The organism is Rhizobium sp. Root1203 (assembly GCF_001424945.1).
GTDB lineage: Bacteria > Pseudomonadota > Alphaproteobacteria > Rhizobiales > Rhizobiaceae > Rhizobium.
On record NZ_LMCW01000012.1, the window covers coordinates 560594 to 576182 of the forward strand.

Genomic DNA, 15589 nt, shown 5'->3' on the forward strand with positions numbered 1-15589 from the left:
CTCCCCTTGTTACTTGTAGCAAACGGCCTTCACGGCATCGACGACTTCGCCGACATTCGGAAGCGCGAGCTTCTCGAGGTTGGCGGCATAAGGCATCGGAACGTCCTTGCCGGCGATCGTCAGGACAGGCGCGTCGAGATAGTCGAAAGCCTGCTGCATGACGCGGGTGGCGATTTCCGTACCGACCGAGTTCTGCGGATAGCCTTCTTCGACGGTGACCAGGCGACCGGTCTTCTTGACGGATTCGATGACCGTTGGCAGGTCCATCGGACGGATCGTGCGAAGGTCGATCAGTTCGACGTCGATGCCGAGCTTTTCGAGTTCGGCGACAGCCTTGGTGGCATAGGTCATGCCGATGCCGAAGGAAACAACCGTGACGTCCTTGCCGGGGCGGTGGATGCGCGCCTTGCCGATCGGCAGAACGAAATTGTCGAGCTTCGGCACGTCGAAGTGCTGACCGTAGAGAATTTCGTTTTCGAGGAAGACAACCGGATTCGGATCGCGGATAGCAGCCTTCAGCAGGCCTTTGGCGTCGGATGCCGTGTAGGGCATGACGACCTTGAGGCCGGGGATCTGGCTATACCACGACGCGTAGTCCTGGCTGTGCTGGGCGCCGACGCGGGCCGCCGCACCGTTCGGGCCGCGGAAGACAATCGGTGCGCCCATCTGGCCGCCCGACATGTAGAGCGTCTTGGCAGCGGAGTTGATGATCTGGTCGATCGCCTGCATGGCGAAGTTGAAGGTCATGAACTCCACGATCGGCTTCAGGCCGGACATCGCGGCACCGACGCCGACGCCGGCAAAGCCGTGCTCGGTAATCGGCGTATCGATCACGCGGCGTGGGCCGAATTCCTGCAGCAGACCCTGGGTAACCTTGTACGCGCCCTGGTATTCGGCAACCTCCTCGCCCATGACGAAGACATTGTCGTCAGCGCGCATTTCTTCGGCCATCGCGTCGCGAAGCGCTTCGCGAACGGTCATGGAGACCATTTCGGTGCCTGCCGGGATCTCCGGATCGTTCGGCACGTATGCCTTCGGCTCGGCCGGTACTGGAGCCTGCGCAGCAGCGGCAGCCGGCTTTTCTTCAGCCTGCGGTGCAGCGGCGGGAGCCGGCACTGCTGCCGGAGCGGCAGTGGATATGTCGGAAGCTGTTTCACCGTCCTGGAGGAGAACAGCGATCTTGGCATTCACCTTCACGCCTTCGGTACCGGCTGGAACCAAAAGCTTGCCGATGACGCCTTCGTCGACCGCTTCGACTTCCATCGTCGCCTTGTCGGTTTCGATCTCGGCAATGACGTCGCCTGAAGTGACCTTGTCACCTTCCTGCTTGAGCCATTTGGACAGTGTGCCTTCTTCCATCGTCGGAGAGAGGGCGGGCATGAGAATATCGATTGGCATGGGTCAACCCTCCCCTTAAAGCAGAATGTCGGTGTAAAGCTCGGAGGCATCCGGCTCAGGAGCGGACTGAGCAAAATCGGCGCTGTCGGCGACGATATCGCGGACATCCTTGTCGATCGCCTTCAGATCGTCCTCGGATGCCCAACCGTTCTCGATGAGGCGCGCTTTCACCTGCTCAATCGGATCGGATTCGGAGCGCATCTTCTGCACTTCGTCCTTGGAACGATACTTCGCGGGATCGGACATCGAGTGGCCGCGATAGCGATAGGTCAGCATTTCGAGAATGATCGGGCCCTTGCCGGAGCGGCAATGCTCAAGTGCCTCGTCGGCAGCCGCCTTAACGGCGCGAACGTCCATGCCGTCGACCTGGATGCCGGGGATGCCGAAGCCCGAGCCGCGCAGCGAGTAGTTCGACTGAGCCGTCGCGCGCGCAGTCGAGGTGCCCATGGCATAGCGGTTGTTCTCGACGATGTAGATGATCGGCAACTTCCAGAGAGCAGCCATATTGAAGCTCTCGTAGACCTGGCCCTGGTTGGCGGCACCGTCGCCGAAGTATGCGATCGAGACGCTGTCGTTGCCGCGGTAGCGGTTCGCGAACGCCAGGCCTGTGCCCAGAGATACCTGGGCGCCAACGATACCGTGGCCGCCGTAGAAATGCTTCTCCTTGGAGAACATGTGCATCGAGCCGCCCTTGCCCCGGGAATAGCCGCTGATGCGTCCGGTCAGTTCCGCCATGACGCCGCGGGCGCTCATGCCCGTGGCCAGCATGTGACCGTGATCACGATAGGCCGTAATGACCTGATCGCCTTCCTTCTGGGCCATCTGCATGCCAACGACGACAGCTTCCTGACCAATGTAGAGATGACAGAAACCGCCGATGAAGCCCATCCCGTAAAGCTGGCCCGCCTTCTCCTCGAAGCGACGGATGAGCAGCATCTCGCGATAGGCCTTCAGCTCGTCTTCGCGATCGAAGTCGGCGATTGCGCCTCCGTTCGATTCCTTGCGTGCAGGTTTCGCGCTGGTTTTGCGGCTGGAAACGGTCGCGTTTTTTCGCGGCGCCATTCAACCCTCCCTATGGGTTTATCGGTTCTTAGGTGGCGCGTACCATAGGGAAGAAATTTCGCCACAGCAATGCCATAAATGCATGGCTCATATTCTGTGTTAAATTGTTGATAAACCTGATTTTATTTCGATTAACCTGAATTCGGTTAATTTGAATAATGACTGAATATGACGATCTCGTCGGCACGCGAGAAATTCAGCTGCAGACGCGCCTTCTCGTCCAGCATATCCCTGTCCATCGAACCATCGCTCAACAGCGCGACCTGATTTTCAAGATGCTCGCGCTTGGCCTTCAGAACCGTCAGCTCTCTCTCCCGCGCGACACGCTGGCGCTCGAACACTTCGGTTGCGCGCAGGCCGTAGTCGCCGTGGATGCAATGGTAGCCGAAATAGGAAAGAAAGGCGACAGCCATGGCCGGAACGACGAACCGGCCGATCTTTTTCTTCTTATGGTGCTTTGTCCACATAGACGCATTCTCGAAACGCATTACCTTTACGAGCGAGACTACCGACGAGAGATTAACCGTCCGTTGACTATGAACGCCACGCAACAAAAAACCCGCGCCGAGAGGGCGCGGGTTCCAAATACTTGAAATCAGACGGAATTAACCGCGGATGATCGAGCGGCCAGCGTAGCGTGCCTGCGGTCCAAGCCCTTCCTCGATGCGGATCAGCTGGTTGTACTTGGCGAGACGGTCCGAGCGCGACAGCGAGCCGGTCTTGATCTGGCCGCAGTTGGTCGCAACTGCGAGATCGGCGATCGTCGAGTCTTCGGTTTCGCCCGAGCGATGCGACATGACCGCGGTGTAGGCTGCCTTGTGTGCGGTGTTGACGGCGTCCAGCGTTTCCGTCAGCGAACCGATCTGGTTGACCTTTACGAGGATCGAGTTGGCAACGCCCATGCGAATGCCGTCACGAAGGCGCGCGGAGTTGGTGACGAAGAGATCGTCGCCCACCAACTGAACCTTCTTGCCGGCCAGATCGGTCAGCGCCTTCCAGCCGTCCCAGTCGTCCTCGGCCATGCCGTCTTCGATCGAGATGATCGGGTACTTCGCGGCGAGTTCGGCCAGGTATTCGGCCATGGCGCCCGGCTCCAGCGTGCGGCCCTCACCTTCGAGAACGTACTTGCCGTCCTTGAAGAATTCCGTCGAGGCGCAGTCGAGGCCGAGTGCGATATCGTCGCCCGGCGTGTAGCCGGCTTTCTCGATCGACTTCATGATGAAGTCGAGCGCCTCAGGCGCGCTTTTCAAGCCAGGTGCAAAGCCACCCTCATCGCCGACGTTGGTGTTGTGGCCCTGCGCCGACAGTTCCTTCTTGAGAACGTGGAAGACTTCAGAACCCATGCGGACCGCTTCGCGGATCGAATCGGCGCCAACGGGCAGAATCATGAATTCCTGGAAATCGATCGGGTTGTCGGCATGTGCGCCGCCGTTGATGATGTTCATCATTGGAACCGGCAGCAGGTGGGCGCTGGCGCCGCCGACGTAGCGGTAGAGCGGCAGTCCCGAGGCTTCGGCTGCAGCCTTTGCGACTGCGAGCGAAACACCGAGGATGGCGTTGGCGCCGAGGCGCGACTTGTTCGGGGTACCGTCCAGCTCGATCATCAGGTTGTCGATCTGGATCTGGTTTTCGGCATCGATGCCGCCGATTGCGTCGAAGATTTCCGTGTTGACGGCCTCGACCGCCTTTTCGACACCCTTGCCGAGATAGCGCTTGCCGCCGTCGCGAACTTCGACGGCTTCGTGCGCGCCCGTCGACGCGCCCGACGGAACAGCCGCGCGGCCCATGCTGCCATCCTCAAGATAGACATCGACTTCGACGGTGGGGTTGCCACGGCTGTCGAGAATCTCGCGGGCGATAATATCGGTAATTGCGGTCATGGGCTCTTCCTGCTCGAGGGTGGATAAATCGTTTGAAATTCGTCTTAATCGAAGATGCGCAAATTACAATGGCGGTTTGCGCGTCCTTGTCGACGATCATCGTGCGTGGCCTATTACACGATCATGTCAGTCTTTTGAACGTCAGCCCTTGGCGATCGCGTCAAAGGCCAGCAGCTTTTCAAGAAGGCGCGGCATATCCTTCAGGAAGACCATGTTCGGACCATCGGAAGGCGCGTTGTCAGGATCTTCATGCGTCTCGACGAACACGCCAGCAACGCCGACGGCAACGGCCGCACGCGCCAGCGTTTCGACGAATTCGCGCTGGCCGCCGCTGGAACCGCCCTGCCCGCCGGGCTGCTGGACCGAATGGGTCGCATCGAAAATCACCGGCGCGCCCATGGCCGCCATGATCGGCAGCGAACGCATGTCCGAAACCAGCGTATTGTAGCCGAAGGAGGCGCCGCGCTCGCACAGCAGAATGTTTGGATTGCCAGTCGAATTCAGCTTGTTGAGGACGTTCTTCATATCCCAGGGCGCCAGAAACTGGCCCTTCTTGACGTTGATCACGCGGCCGGTCTTGGCAGCGGCGACCAAAAGATCCGTCTGACGGCTGAGGAAAGCCGGTATCTGCAGAATATCGACAACGGTTGCCACGTCGGCGCACTGGTCTTCGGTGTGGATGTCGGTCAGAACGGGAAAGCCGTATTCCTTCTTGAGATCGGCGAAAACCTCAAGCGCTGTCTCCAGGCCGATGCCGCGTTGCGCCGAAAGCGAGGTGCGGTTTGCCTTGTCGAAGGAGGATTTGTAGACCAGCCCGATGCCGAGCTTGTCACACAGTTCCTTGAGCACGCCGGCGATCATGAATGCATGATCGCGGCTCTCCATCTGACAGGGTCCGGCAATCAGCGACAGCTTGCCGCTGTTCGAAAATACAACTGCGCCGGCACCCTCGCCGACTGCGACTTCGGAGTTTGTCTGGCTCATCATTTCTCCTCGAAAGCGAAGAGCGCACCTTGCCCTGAGGCCGCCTTCACTAGAATTCGATTGTTCTTGCGCGTGTAAGTGATCCCGTTAGCAGCCAAATGCGCTTCTGTCACGGCGAGATCGGCGACCTTGAACACGATGGCAACGCCGCGCAGGCCGCGATCGACGCCCGGTACGGCGAGATCGAAATAGGCATTCAACCCATCCGGCGAAAGAATGCTGATGCGAGCATTGGGCGTGGAAAGGCTGATGCCGAACGCCTCCTCGCGAACCGACGGCGTCGAAGAGGAAAAGCGCATGAACAGGCCAAACGCCTTCGGATCAGGGGCAGCGAGCACGATCTCGGTGATCCCGGTCACGCCATTCGTATGCGTTTCCAGTATCTTGCGGTCGGTGGGAAGCGCATTGATCCGCTGGCAGGTGAAGAGAAAGAAATCCGGTGCGCGAAGGTCCGCGGCAAAGGCGAGCCTGAAGGCCGCGGTCGTGCCGGAACCATCGGGCATCTTCATCGGGCGCTCGAACTGCAGCACCTCACCGCCGCTTATCCTGTCGGCATGGAAACGCGCGTGGTCGCGATCGGCATCCGTTGTCGCCAGGGCGATGGCCGACAGCCCGTTCTCGCCACAACGGAAACGAAAGGCGCGATCGCGCGCCGTGAAGACGTTCCCCTTCTTGATCGACGCCTCGTAGGCATCCGCGCCCGCGATGGCGAGCGGCTCGAGATATGTTTTGTCGGCGAAGAAGATACAGGCGTTTTCCGTTCCGAACGGGTGCCGCGCATCGGCTGCAACGGTGAAACCGAGCTTGCCGAGGCGCTCCCGCGCTAGGCCGACATTGGCGACAGGCAGGACAACGTGGTCCAGCGGATGGGCTTCACTCATGGCAAATCCTCTTCCGAAATTCGAAAATGATGTGCGCTGGCCTGCGGGACATTGCAAGAGGCATCAGCGGCATAGGTCGAATGAAGTGTAAAAACGCGACAAATCAGGGCCAAGTTTTACGAAAATTTAGGTACTTGCGGAACACATATGGAACATATAGTGTCTGTTCTGGCTTTGTTTCACGACTCTGGGGTTGACTTCGATGCTCACACGCAAGCAACAGGAACTTCTTTTGTTCATTCACGAGCGAATGAAGGAGTCCGGGATTCCCCCTTCCTTCGATGAAATGAAGGATGCGCTCGACCTTGCGTCGAAATCGGGCATCCACCGGCTGATCACGGCGCTCGAAGAGCGCGGGTTCATTCGTCGGCTGCCCAATCGCGCCCGCGCACTCGAAGTCATCAAGCTCCCTGAAGCGTACAATCCGAGCCTCCAACCACGACGCGGGTTTTCGCCGAGCGTCATCGAAGGCAGCCTCGGAAAACCGCAGATGGTCGCTCCCGTCGCGCCGAAGCCGGCTCCCAGTGCCGACAATGGCAATTCAGCTTCCGTACCGGTCATGGGACGCATCGCAGCAGGCGTGCCTATTTCAGCTATCCAGAACAACACCCATGACATCGTGGTTCCAGCCGACATGCTTGGTTCCGGCGAGCACTATGCGCTGGAGGTCAAGGGCGACTCGATGATCGACGCCGGTATCTTCGACGGCGACACCGTCATCATCCGCAACGGCAGCACTGCAAATCCGGGCGATATCGTCGTCGCGCTGGTCGACGACGAGGAGGCAACACTGAAGCGCTTCCGCCGCAAGGGGGCCTCGATCGCGCTCGAAGCCGCAAACCCCGCCTATGAGACGCGCATCTTCGGGCCGGACCGCGTCAAGGTACAGGGCAAGCTCGTGGGTCTCATTCGGCGCTATCACTGATCGGCAGTTCAATATCCGCGAAGCGGCCGCTGCGCCAGTCGTATGCGCGGTGGCGCATCCATGGGCGGCCGAGCTTTCCATGTGCCGCCGTGACGAGCGGAGTCCCCTGGTCGCCTATTCGTATTTCGAGGGCTCCGGACCGACGAAGTGTTTCGCCTGTCAGAAGCATCGACCCCGAGCGGCATTCTCCAGGACGGAGCCGAACCGGCGTGATAACGATATCGGCTGCGTCGCAGGCAGGACCGAGGTAGGCGGCGTTTTCAAGTGTCGCGACGACGTAGCCGCTGTCGAGCAGCGCCACGCACCATGCAGCCTTCAGGCAGACAAAACCACCCTCCGGAAGATCGACAGCGCGACGCATCATCCCTCGTGCCTGTTGCCGTTGCTGCGGCGTTAGCATCAATCGTTCTCCATCCTTCTTTTTTGGCACCACGAGCGCCCTGTTGCCGAGATACTGCGGTGGCTGATGGCGTTCGAGCGCCAGGGCTCTCTGCCACTGACTGAAGATGAAATCTTGGGGACGCTCTCGATTGGTCGCCAGGGCTTTTCCCGTGACGACGGCGACAAGTGTGCCGTCCTCCGAAACAACGAGGTCGGCAAGGGGCGCGGATGGCAGCAGCATGAGAGGCACTGTCGACACCGCAACGACAACCGCCCCCAGATAGCGCAGAGGCGTCAGCAACAGCGTCAGCAGAAGGAAACCCAGGACCGCCGCAAGAAAGTACCACTGCGGCAGTCGGCCCATGTCCACCGTTCCGCCCCATCCCGACACCATCTTGGCTATGGCGATGACCACATCCAGTCCAAGCCCAGCCGCCTTCCATGGCAGCACATCGAGCCCAAGCGGCGTCAGCAGCATGGCGAGCATTCCCATCGGCATCACGACGAACGAGATCACGGGCATGGCCATCAGGTTCGCCGGCAGCCCATAGGCGCTTAGCCTATGGAAATGCTCGATCGAAAACAGAGCCGTCGCGAAACCACCGATTACCGACGTCAATGCGACGCCGCCGAAGAACCGGACGACCGAGAAGACAGCCCTGATGACCGGATGTTTGAGAGGGAAGCCGTCGCAGTATGGCCGCTTCGCCCAGATCGCATACCCCGCCACAAGCGCGAGCGTCGCCGCAAAGGACATCTGGAATCCAGGGCCGAGCACCTTCGAGGGGGATGTGAGAATGATCAGCAGCGCCGACAACGCGATGTTGCGCAGGCTGATCGACGGCCGGTCGAACAGGACGGCAACCAGCATGATCGCCATCATGATGAAAGCGCGTTCGGCAGAGACGGAGAAACCTGATATCAGATAATAGGCAGTCAGCGCCAAAAGAGCACCGGAGGCCGCGATCTTCTTTGCCGGATAGGCCTGCGCGAAGGCCGGAAAGAGCCCGAGCACGGACCGCAATCCGACGAAGAAGATGCCCGCCGAGAGCGCCATGTTCAGACCGGAAATCGCGACGATATGGGCAAGTCCGGACTGGCGAAGCGCCTCCGTCGTTTCCGGGGAGATCGCGCGTCGCTCATCGGTCACCAGCGATGCCGCAAAGGCGCCGGTATCTGCCGGCAGGATCGATCGGATGCGATCGCCGATGCCGCTTCTTAGCCCGTAGAGCCACTCCACCGCCTTATCCCGCGTAGCGAGAGTGCGGGTCTCTTGCGGGGGCAAAGCTGAGGAAGGCGCGCCATAGAAAAAACCGTTGGCGCCGACCCCGTCGAAATAGGCGGAGAACGCAAAGTCGTTCAGACCTGGAAGTGCTGGCCCCGCCGGCGGTATCAGCCGGACGCGCCCGGTCAGCCAGGCACCGACTGCCAGCGGCTCACCGGCGCGCGCGACCAGCGACACACGCGCCGGCGCGCGTTTCACCCTCGGAGAATTCGTTTCGGTTACAGCCACGATGTAGCGCCATCGGCCGTTGTCGTCCCCTTCTCGACGCTCGACGCGCCCGCTCAGCGTGGTCGTCACGGCAGAGTCCAGGATCACCGTTCCGGCACGCCAGGTTTCCACTTGCGCCGCCGACATGCCGGCGACGCACAGCAAGCCGGCCAGAGCGGCTCGCCTGACGATCATGCGCCGGATCCCCGCAGCCAGCATGACAAGGAGCAGGGCTGCGAACCAAGCCGAGAGGCGGGTCAATGCAACATCGGCGTCGAACTTGAACCATGCTATCGCGCCCGCACCCATAAAGACCGGGGAGATCAGGAAGTACCGTCCGTGATCGAATTCCTCGGCCAGCGCGAGGCGTCCGGCTGCAACATGTCTGCGAGTGGCGCGTCCGGTTCTTGCCGTCCATCGAGACGCGGCCTGCGTCGGCGCTCGCCGCACGATGACGGCACCGCCGCGCTCGTCGGGATGAGCGCGCAAACGAATAGCGGGCGCCGTCTCAGACGCTGCAGAACCCGCTTCGATCGTTTTCAACTCCGGCATGCATCTGCACCCGGAAGCCACCTTCGCCCACCTCAAGAATGCAGGCTTCCGACGCTACAGGCAACAGTAATCGATTGAATTTCGAAGAGAAATCGGAACGCGGAAAAAACGAGGATAATCATCGGCTTCCGCTATGCGCGGCAGGCATCGCAGCACTGCCTAAAAGTTGATACTGCGATGCACAAAATGGCATCAAGAGAACTTGGCATTAACCGCGCGATCATATAGCTATCGCAAGCGACGCTTAACCCTATGGCGCTTTTATGGCGCCACCCGCCAGTTTGGAGGATCATAATGACGGATCGAAGCGCAACACTGAAACTTGGTGACAAGTCGGTCGACCTCGCCGTGAAAAGCGGCACGATCGGCCCCGACGTCATCGATATCGGCGCCCTCTATAAAAACACGGCTTCCTTCACGTACGATCCTGGTTTCACCTCGACCGCGTCTTGTGAATCGAAAATAACCTACATCGACGGCGACGAGGGCGTGCTGCTCCATCGCGGTTATCCGATCGAGCAACTGGCCGAGCATGGCGACTTTCTCGAGGTCTGCTACCTCCTGCTCTATGGAGAATTGCCGACCTCGGCGCAGAAGAAGGACTTTGATTACCGCGTTACGCACCACACGATGGTGCACGAGCAGATGTCGCGCTTCTTCACCGGCTTCCGACGCGATGCGCATCCGATGGCTGTCATGTGCGGCTGTGTCGGGGCGCTATCGGCTTTCTATCATGACTCGACCGACATCACCGATCCGCATCAGCGCATGGTTGCCAGCCTTCGCATGATCGCCAAGATGCCGACGCTTGCTGCCATGGCCTTCAAGTACCATGTCGGCCAGCCCTTCGTTTACCCGAAGAACGATCTGGACTACGCATCGAACTTCCTGCGCATGTGCTTTGCCGTTCCCTGCGAAGAGTATGTCGTCAATCCGGTGCTTGCCCGCGCCATGGACCGTATCTTCATCCTGCACGCCGACCACGAGCAGAACGCGTCGACCTCGACCGTACGGCTGGCCGGCTCTTCGGGCGCCAACCCGTTCGCCTGCATCGCGGCCGGCATTGCCTGCCTCTGGGGTCCTGCGCACGGCGGTGCCAATGAAGCGGCACTCAACATGCTGACCGAAATCGGCTCGGTCGACCGTATTCCGGAATATATCGCCCGCGCCAAGGACAAGAACGATCCGTTCCGACTGATGGGCTTCGGCCACCGCGTCTACAAGAACTACGATCCGCGCGCCAAGATCATGCAGAAGACGACGCATGAAGTGCTCGGCGAACTTGGCATCAAGGACGATCCGCTGCTCGACGTGGCAATGGAACTGGAGCGCATCGCGCTTACGGACTCCTACTTCATCGAGAAGAAGCTCTATCCGAACATCGACTTCTACTCCGGCATCACGCTGAAGGCTCTCGGCTTCCCCACGACCATGTTCACCGTGCTTTTCGCTCTTGCCCGCACCGTCGGCTGGATCGCCCAGTGGAACGAAATGATCGAGGATCCGCAGCAGCGCATCGGCCGTCCGCGCCAGCTCTACATCGGCGAGCCGCAGCGCGATTACGTGCCGGTTTCCAAGCGCTGATCTGCTAATTCTGGCGCCAACCAGCGTCAAAAGCCAACAAAAAACCCGGTCAGAAATGGCCGGGTTTTTTCTTTCGGAGAACGTCCAGAACGATCTCGGCGGCATGTTCGCCCGGCGGCTTTTCCGTTTGCATCCGCTGCCAGACGAGATCGTAGCCTTCCATCATGGATCTGCGCGGCAGCGTATCGCTGGAGAGCTTCTCCATCCACCGCGTGAAACTTGCGCCGCGAACGACCTCGTTGATGTATTCGGGGACCACGGCGTAGTCGGCAATCAGATTCGGGATGGCTGCCGTCCAGATCTTGATGCGGCCTGTCAGCAGCTTGATGATCCAGTCGGTCTTGTAGGCGGAGACGCAGGGTACCCCGGTCAGCCCCAGCTCGAGGATGACAGTACCGGATGCAGCCATGGCGGCGTCCGCTTCGGAAAAGGCGTGCCACTTCGCATCCGTGCCCGTGACGATATCGGGCTTTATCGGCCAATCCTTCACCAGTTCGCGAACCAGCGCTTCCCTGCGCAATGTCGTCGGCAGGACGAAGCGCGTCTCGCCGTTACGCCCGGCAAACTCGCTGACGGCATCGCCGAAATACGGCAGCAGCTTGGTTATTTCGGAGGATCGGGATCCCGGCAGCAGCATGATCGTCTTGCGACCGCCGTCGCCAAGCGGTTTCGTTTCGGCCCTGCGGCGACGCGCTTCCAGCAGCGCCGGCTCCGCCGTCAGACGATGACCCACGTAAGTCGTGGGCGGTCCGCCGAGGGTCTTCATGACCTCGGGTTCAAACGGAAGCACGGCAAGCACATGGTCGACGTAAGGGAGCATGCGTTGCGCCCGGTATTCCTTCCACGCCCAGACGCTTGGGCAGACGTAGTTCACCACAGGGAGGTCGGGCAATGCCGCACGCGCCCGCTTGGCAACGCGGTGGGTGAAATCAGGGCTGTCGACGATCACCAGGACATCCGGCTTCGCGGCAATAACCGCGGCCGCCGTCTGTCTGATACGCCGGACCAGGTTGGGAAGCTTGCTGAGAACCTGGGTGATGCCCATGATCGACAGCTCGGAAAAGTCGAACAGCGACCGCAAGCCCTGCGCTTCCAGTCCCTCGCCGCCGACGCCGATCAGTTCGATGGGTCCCTGATACAGGCCCCTCAGGCCCGCGACGAGATCAGCAGCGAGCAGGTCGCCCGAGACCTCGCCGGCTATGATTGCAACCTTCAACGCACGCGCATTCATTCAAGCCCCCAGGATGGCAATCCGCGATCCAGGCCGCAAACGAAGATGCCGGCCGCATCGGCCGCTGCGATCACTGCCGAACGGTCGAGGATCAGCGAGCGTCCCGCATCAACAGCGACGCCCGCGAGCCCCGCTTTGCGGGCATTCTCGACCGTCGAAATCCCGATGGAGGGCAAATCGGCGCGAACATCCTGCTGCGGCTTGCAGAGTTTCACCAGAACGCCGCGTCGGCGCTGGGATATCCGGCCGGCGGCGCGCAGACCCGCGACACGCTCCAGCATGCTGTCGGTGCCTTCCACCCCCTCAAGCGCGACGATACGTCCGCCGACTGAAACGGCACCCTGGCCGACATCAAGTCGCCCAAGCGCCTCGGCGGCCTCGCCTGCCCTTGCAATATCCTTTGCGTCATCCGCATCGGGCGCGACGGCACCGAGCGGCCCGACTGTCGCCAGAAGATCCGGGGCGATTTCCTGAACCCCGATGACCCGGCGGCCGTCTTTCTCGATCAGCTTGATCACCATGCGCAGCACGGTGTCGTCGCCACCTGACATAAGCGTACGAACGATGGAAGGAACCTTGGCCAATGTCTTCAGCGTCGGCCGGACCTCGCGCCATTCAGGGCGGCGTCTGACGCCCCCCGACATGACCACCCGCTCGATACGATTGACCTCTAGCAAACGATCGATCGCAGCAAAGTCCCCGACACCGACGACAACGTGCTCGAAACCATCCCAGGTGCGATCCGTTTCGTTTTTGAGCGCAATGATCAAGGGGTCCTCTCCACCGCTCTGCGCCGCCTCGGCGACATAGGACGGCAGAAAACCGCTTCCGGCAATAATTGCCAGACGGCCCTTCGCGTTATCGCTGACCGGAGACAAAGCTCACCCTTTCTGTCCCCTCGTCGGAGAGGAAAGAGCGCGGTCGCTTTCTGCTGCTATGAAGTCGAGGATATGCATGACCTGCTCGCAATCGGCATACTCTTCACGGATGGCGGCGGCATTGTCGCGCACAGACCCGGTGCCTTCGAAGATCGCTTTGTAAGCACGGCGAACGATGTGGATGGTTGCGCGATCGACGCCGGCTCGTGTCATGCCGACGACGTTCAGCCCACCGAGCAGGCCAGGATTCCCGTTCAGCATGCCGTACGGGATGACGTCGTAACTGACAGCGGAGAGACCGCCAACAAACGCGTGCCGACCGACGCGCGTGAACTGATGTACGGCCGAACCGCCGCCAAGGATGACGCGGTCTTCGATGACCACATGTCCGGCAAGCATGACATTGTTCGACATGATGACATGATCGCCGACGCGGCAATCATGCGCGATATGCGAATTTGCGAGGAAGAGGTTGTTGTTGCCGACGATCGTCTTGCCGCCGAAATCGGCGGTGCCGGTGTTCATCGTGACGCCTTCCCGGATCGTGCAGTTATCGCCCACCGAAAGCGTCGTCTCTTCGCCGCCATGATGAACGCTCTGCGGGTCGCCACCAACGACCGCCATTGGGAAAATGCGTGTTCCCTTGCCGATCGTCGTCCTGCCGGCAACGACAGCGTGCGCGAGCAACTCGACGTTGTCGCCTAGAACGACGTGCGGTCCAACATGGCAGAAAGGACCGATCTTGGCGTTTTCACCGATGACGGCTCCATCCTCGACGACCGCCATGGCATGAATGCTCGCACTGGCTGCAATTCTGCTCATGCTTGATCCTTGCGAACGATCATCGCACCAATGTCGGCTTCGGCGACGAGCATGCCGTCAACCTTGGCGTCGCAATGGAATTTCCAGATGTTGCCGCGCTGTTTTTGTTTTCGCACATGATACTCGACGCGGTCGCCGGGCACCACAGGTTTACGGAAGCGGGCATTGTCGATGGTCATGAAATAGACCAGATTGCCGCCTTCGCTTTCCTTCTTGGCACAGATTGCGCCGGCCGTCTGAGCCATGCCCTCGACGAGAAGAACACCGGGCATGATCGGCTTTTCAGGAAAGTGACCGGTAAAATGTGGTTCGTTTGCCGTCACGTTCTTGATGCCAATCGCTGAATCGTCACCGTCGATCTCGATGATCTTGTCGACCAGCAAGAACGGATAGCGATGCGGCAGGAGCTTCATAATCTCGATGATATCCGCCGAAGAAAGCGACTTCTTGACTTCCTCAGTCATTCTTTTCTCCCGTTTTCCTGGCGTTCGTTGTCCGCATCATCACCGCTGCAACTTCGCGCAGGAAGTCATGCACCGGCCGCGCGGGGATACCCCCATAGCGTTCCCCGGCGGGGATATCGGAGATGACACCGCTCATTGCCGCGATCTGGACGCCGTCGCCAATGGTAATATGGCCCTTAATGCCGCTATGACCACCGATCTGGACGCCATCGCCGATTATGGCGCTGCCGGCGATCCCCACCTGCGAGACGACAGCGCAATGCCGCCCGATGCGAACGTTGTGACCAATCTGCACGAGGTTATCGATCTTGGTGCCTTCGCCGATGACCGTGTCATCCATCGTGCCGCGGTCGATCGTGGTATTGGCGCCAATCTCGACATGGTCCTGGATGATGACGCGCCCGATCTGGACGATCTTGATCATTCCGCGCGGGCCTGGCGCATAGCCGAAGCCGTCCTGCCCGATCCGGGCGCCGTTGTGTATGATGACACCGTTTCCGACAAGCGCGCAGAGAACGCTGGCGCCTGCCGCGATCGAGCAGTTGCGGCCGATCTTGACGCCCGGCCCGATAATCGCACCAGCACCGATACGGGTACCCTCGCCTATCTCGGCATGCGCGCCAATGGCCGCGAAAGGCTCGATGGCGACGTTCCTCTCAAGCCTGGCGGTCGGGTCGACGGCTGCACGGTCGGAGACGCCCGACCCGTCCGACATAAGCGCCAGCGGCTGCAGTGCCTTCGGATACAGAAGTCCGCCTGCCATGGCGAAAGCTGCATGCGCATTCCTGGAAAGAAGAACCGGGACATGCGGCGGGACTATTGACTGCAGCGCTACACTGCAAAGCACCGCCGACGCCTCACATGTTGCAAGTTCGTCCTTGCTTCTCTTCGAGATGACATAGCACAGGTCGCCGGATTTCGCCCGGCTAACGGGCGAAACGGAATGAATCACAACATCGGCGTGTTTGGGGTCGGCAAGTTCTGCCCCAAGATACTGCGCCAGCTCCCAGAGCTTCACGCCATCGTGGGGCAGAAAGAAACCAGTTTGCTCCATC

At 60.4% G+C, this 15589-nt stretch carries 14 protein-coding genes; 2 read left to right on the forward strand and 12 right to left on the reverse strand.

Annotated elements, in window-relative coordinates:
* Window positions 1-9: 9 nt before the first annotated feature.
* The 6 genes from ASC97_RS13310 to ASC97_RS13335 all read right to left on the reverse strand — a co-directional run bounded on the left by ASC97_RS13310 (window position 10) and on the right by ASC97_RS13335 (window position 6205).
* On the reverse strand, window positions 10-1398 hold the full coding sequence (locus tag ASC97_RS13310) for a pyruvate dehydrogenase complex E1 component subunit beta (RefSeq protein WP_057468794.1): 1389 nt from the start codon (window positions 1396-1398) through the stop codon (window positions 10-12).
* Window positions 1399-1413: 15 nt separating this feature from the next.
* Window positions 1414-2460, reverse strand: coding sequence for a pyruvate dehydrogenase (acetyl-transferring) E1 component subunit alpha (gene pdhA / locus ASC97_RS13315; protein WP_057468795.1), 1047 nt, complete (start codon window positions 2458-2460; stop codon window positions 1414-1416).
* A gap of 146 nt (window positions 2461-2606) precedes the next feature.
* On the reverse strand, window positions 2607-2927 hold the full coding sequence (locus ASC97_RS13320) for an FtsB family cell division protein (protein WP_057468796.1): 321 nt from the start codon (window positions 2925-2927) through the stop codon (window positions 2607-2609).
* 138 nt (window positions 2928-3065) lie between these two features.
* A complete protein-coding gene (eno, locus tag ASC97_RS13325; protein WP_057468797.1) occupies window positions 3066-4340 on the reverse strand; it encodes a phosphopyruvate hydratase in 1275 nt (424 codons plus the stop codon).
* A 141-nt stretch (window positions 4341-4481) separates the two neighbouring features.
* Entirely contained in the window at window positions 4482-5327 is an 846-nt protein-coding gene (gene kdsA / locus ASC97_RS13330) for a 3-deoxy-8-phosphooctulonate synthase (protein ID WP_057468798.1), read from the reverse strand.
* On the reverse strand, window positions 5324-6205 hold the full coding sequence (locus ASC97_RS13335; RefSeq protein WP_057468799.1) for a VOC family protein: 882 nt from the start codon (window positions 6203-6205) through the stop codon (window positions 5324-5326). Before ASC97_RS13335 ends, kdsA begins: the two co-directional genes overlap by 4 nt.
* A 202-nt stretch (window positions 6206-6407) precedes the next feature.
* Here ASC97_RS13335 and lexA point away from each other — a divergent pair, with 202 nt between their 5' ends.
* Window positions 6408-7130 carry a transcriptional repressor LexA gene (gene lexA, locus ASC97_RS13340; RefSeq protein ID WP_057468800.1) on the forward strand — a complete coding sequence of 241 codons (723 nt, stop codon included), beginning with the start codon at window positions 6408-6410 and terminating at the stop codon, window positions 7128-7130.
* Here lexA and ASC97_RS13345 read toward each other — a convergent pair.
* On the reverse strand, window positions 7111-9555 hold the full coding sequence (locus tag ASC97_RS13345) for a ComEC/Rec2 family competence protein (RefSeq protein WP_057468801.1): 2445 nt from the start codon (window positions 9553-9555) through the stop codon (window positions 7111-7113). The two genes, lexA and ASC97_RS13345, sit on opposite strands and share 20 nt — an antisense overlap.
* 294 nt (window positions 9556-9849) lie before the next feature.
* Between ASC97_RS13345 and gltA the strand changes: the two genes are divergently transcribed.
* Window positions 9850-11139, forward strand: a complete 1290-nt coding sequence (gene gltA, locus ASC97_RS13350) for a citrate synthase (RefSeq protein WP_057468802.1) — start codon at window positions 9850-9852, stop codon at window positions 11137-11139.
* A gap of 49 nt (window positions 11140-11188) precedes the next feature.
* Here the strand turns inward: gltA and ASC97_RS13355 are convergent, their stop codons facing one another.
* Genes ASC97_RS13355 through lpxD form a run of 5 tightly spaced genes read right to left on the reverse strand, consistent with a single transcriptional unit; the run spans window position 11189 to window position 15588 of the window.
* Entirely contained in the window at window positions 11189-12370 is a 1182-nt protein-coding gene (locus tag ASC97_RS13355) for a lipid-A-disaccharide synthase (RefSeq protein WP_057468803.1), read from the reverse strand.
* A complete protein-coding gene (locus ASC97_RS13360; protein WP_057468804.1) occupies window positions 12367-13248 on the reverse strand; it encodes an LpxI family protein in 882 nt (293 codons plus the stop codon). The genes ASC97_RS13355 and ASC97_RS13360 overlap by 4 nt, the downstream gene beginning before the upstream one ends.
* 3 nt (window positions 13249-13251) lie before the next feature.
* Window positions 13252-14070, reverse strand: a complete 819-nt coding sequence (lpxA, locus tag ASC97_RS13365) for an acyl-ACP--UDP-N-acetylglucosamine O-acyltransferase (protein ID WP_057468805.1) — start codon at window positions 14068-14070, stop codon at window positions 13252-13254.
* Window positions 14067-14534: a 3-hydroxyacyl-ACP dehydratase FabZ gene (gene fabZ, locus ASC97_RS13370; RefSeq protein WP_057468806.1), complete on the reverse strand. Its 468-nt coding sequence runs from the start codon at window positions 14532-14534 to the stop codon at window positions 14067-14069. The genes lpxA and fabZ overlap by 4 nt, the downstream gene beginning before the upstream one ends.
* Window positions 14527-15588, reverse strand: coding sequence for a UDP-3-O-(3-hydroxymyristoyl)glucosamine N-acyltransferase (gene lpxD, locus ASC97_RS13375; protein WP_057468807.1), 1062 nt, complete (start codon window positions 15586-15588; stop codon window positions 14527-14529). The genes fabZ and lpxD overlap by 8 nt, the downstream gene beginning before the upstream one ends.
* Between the last annotated feature and the right edge of the window lies 1 nt (window position 15589).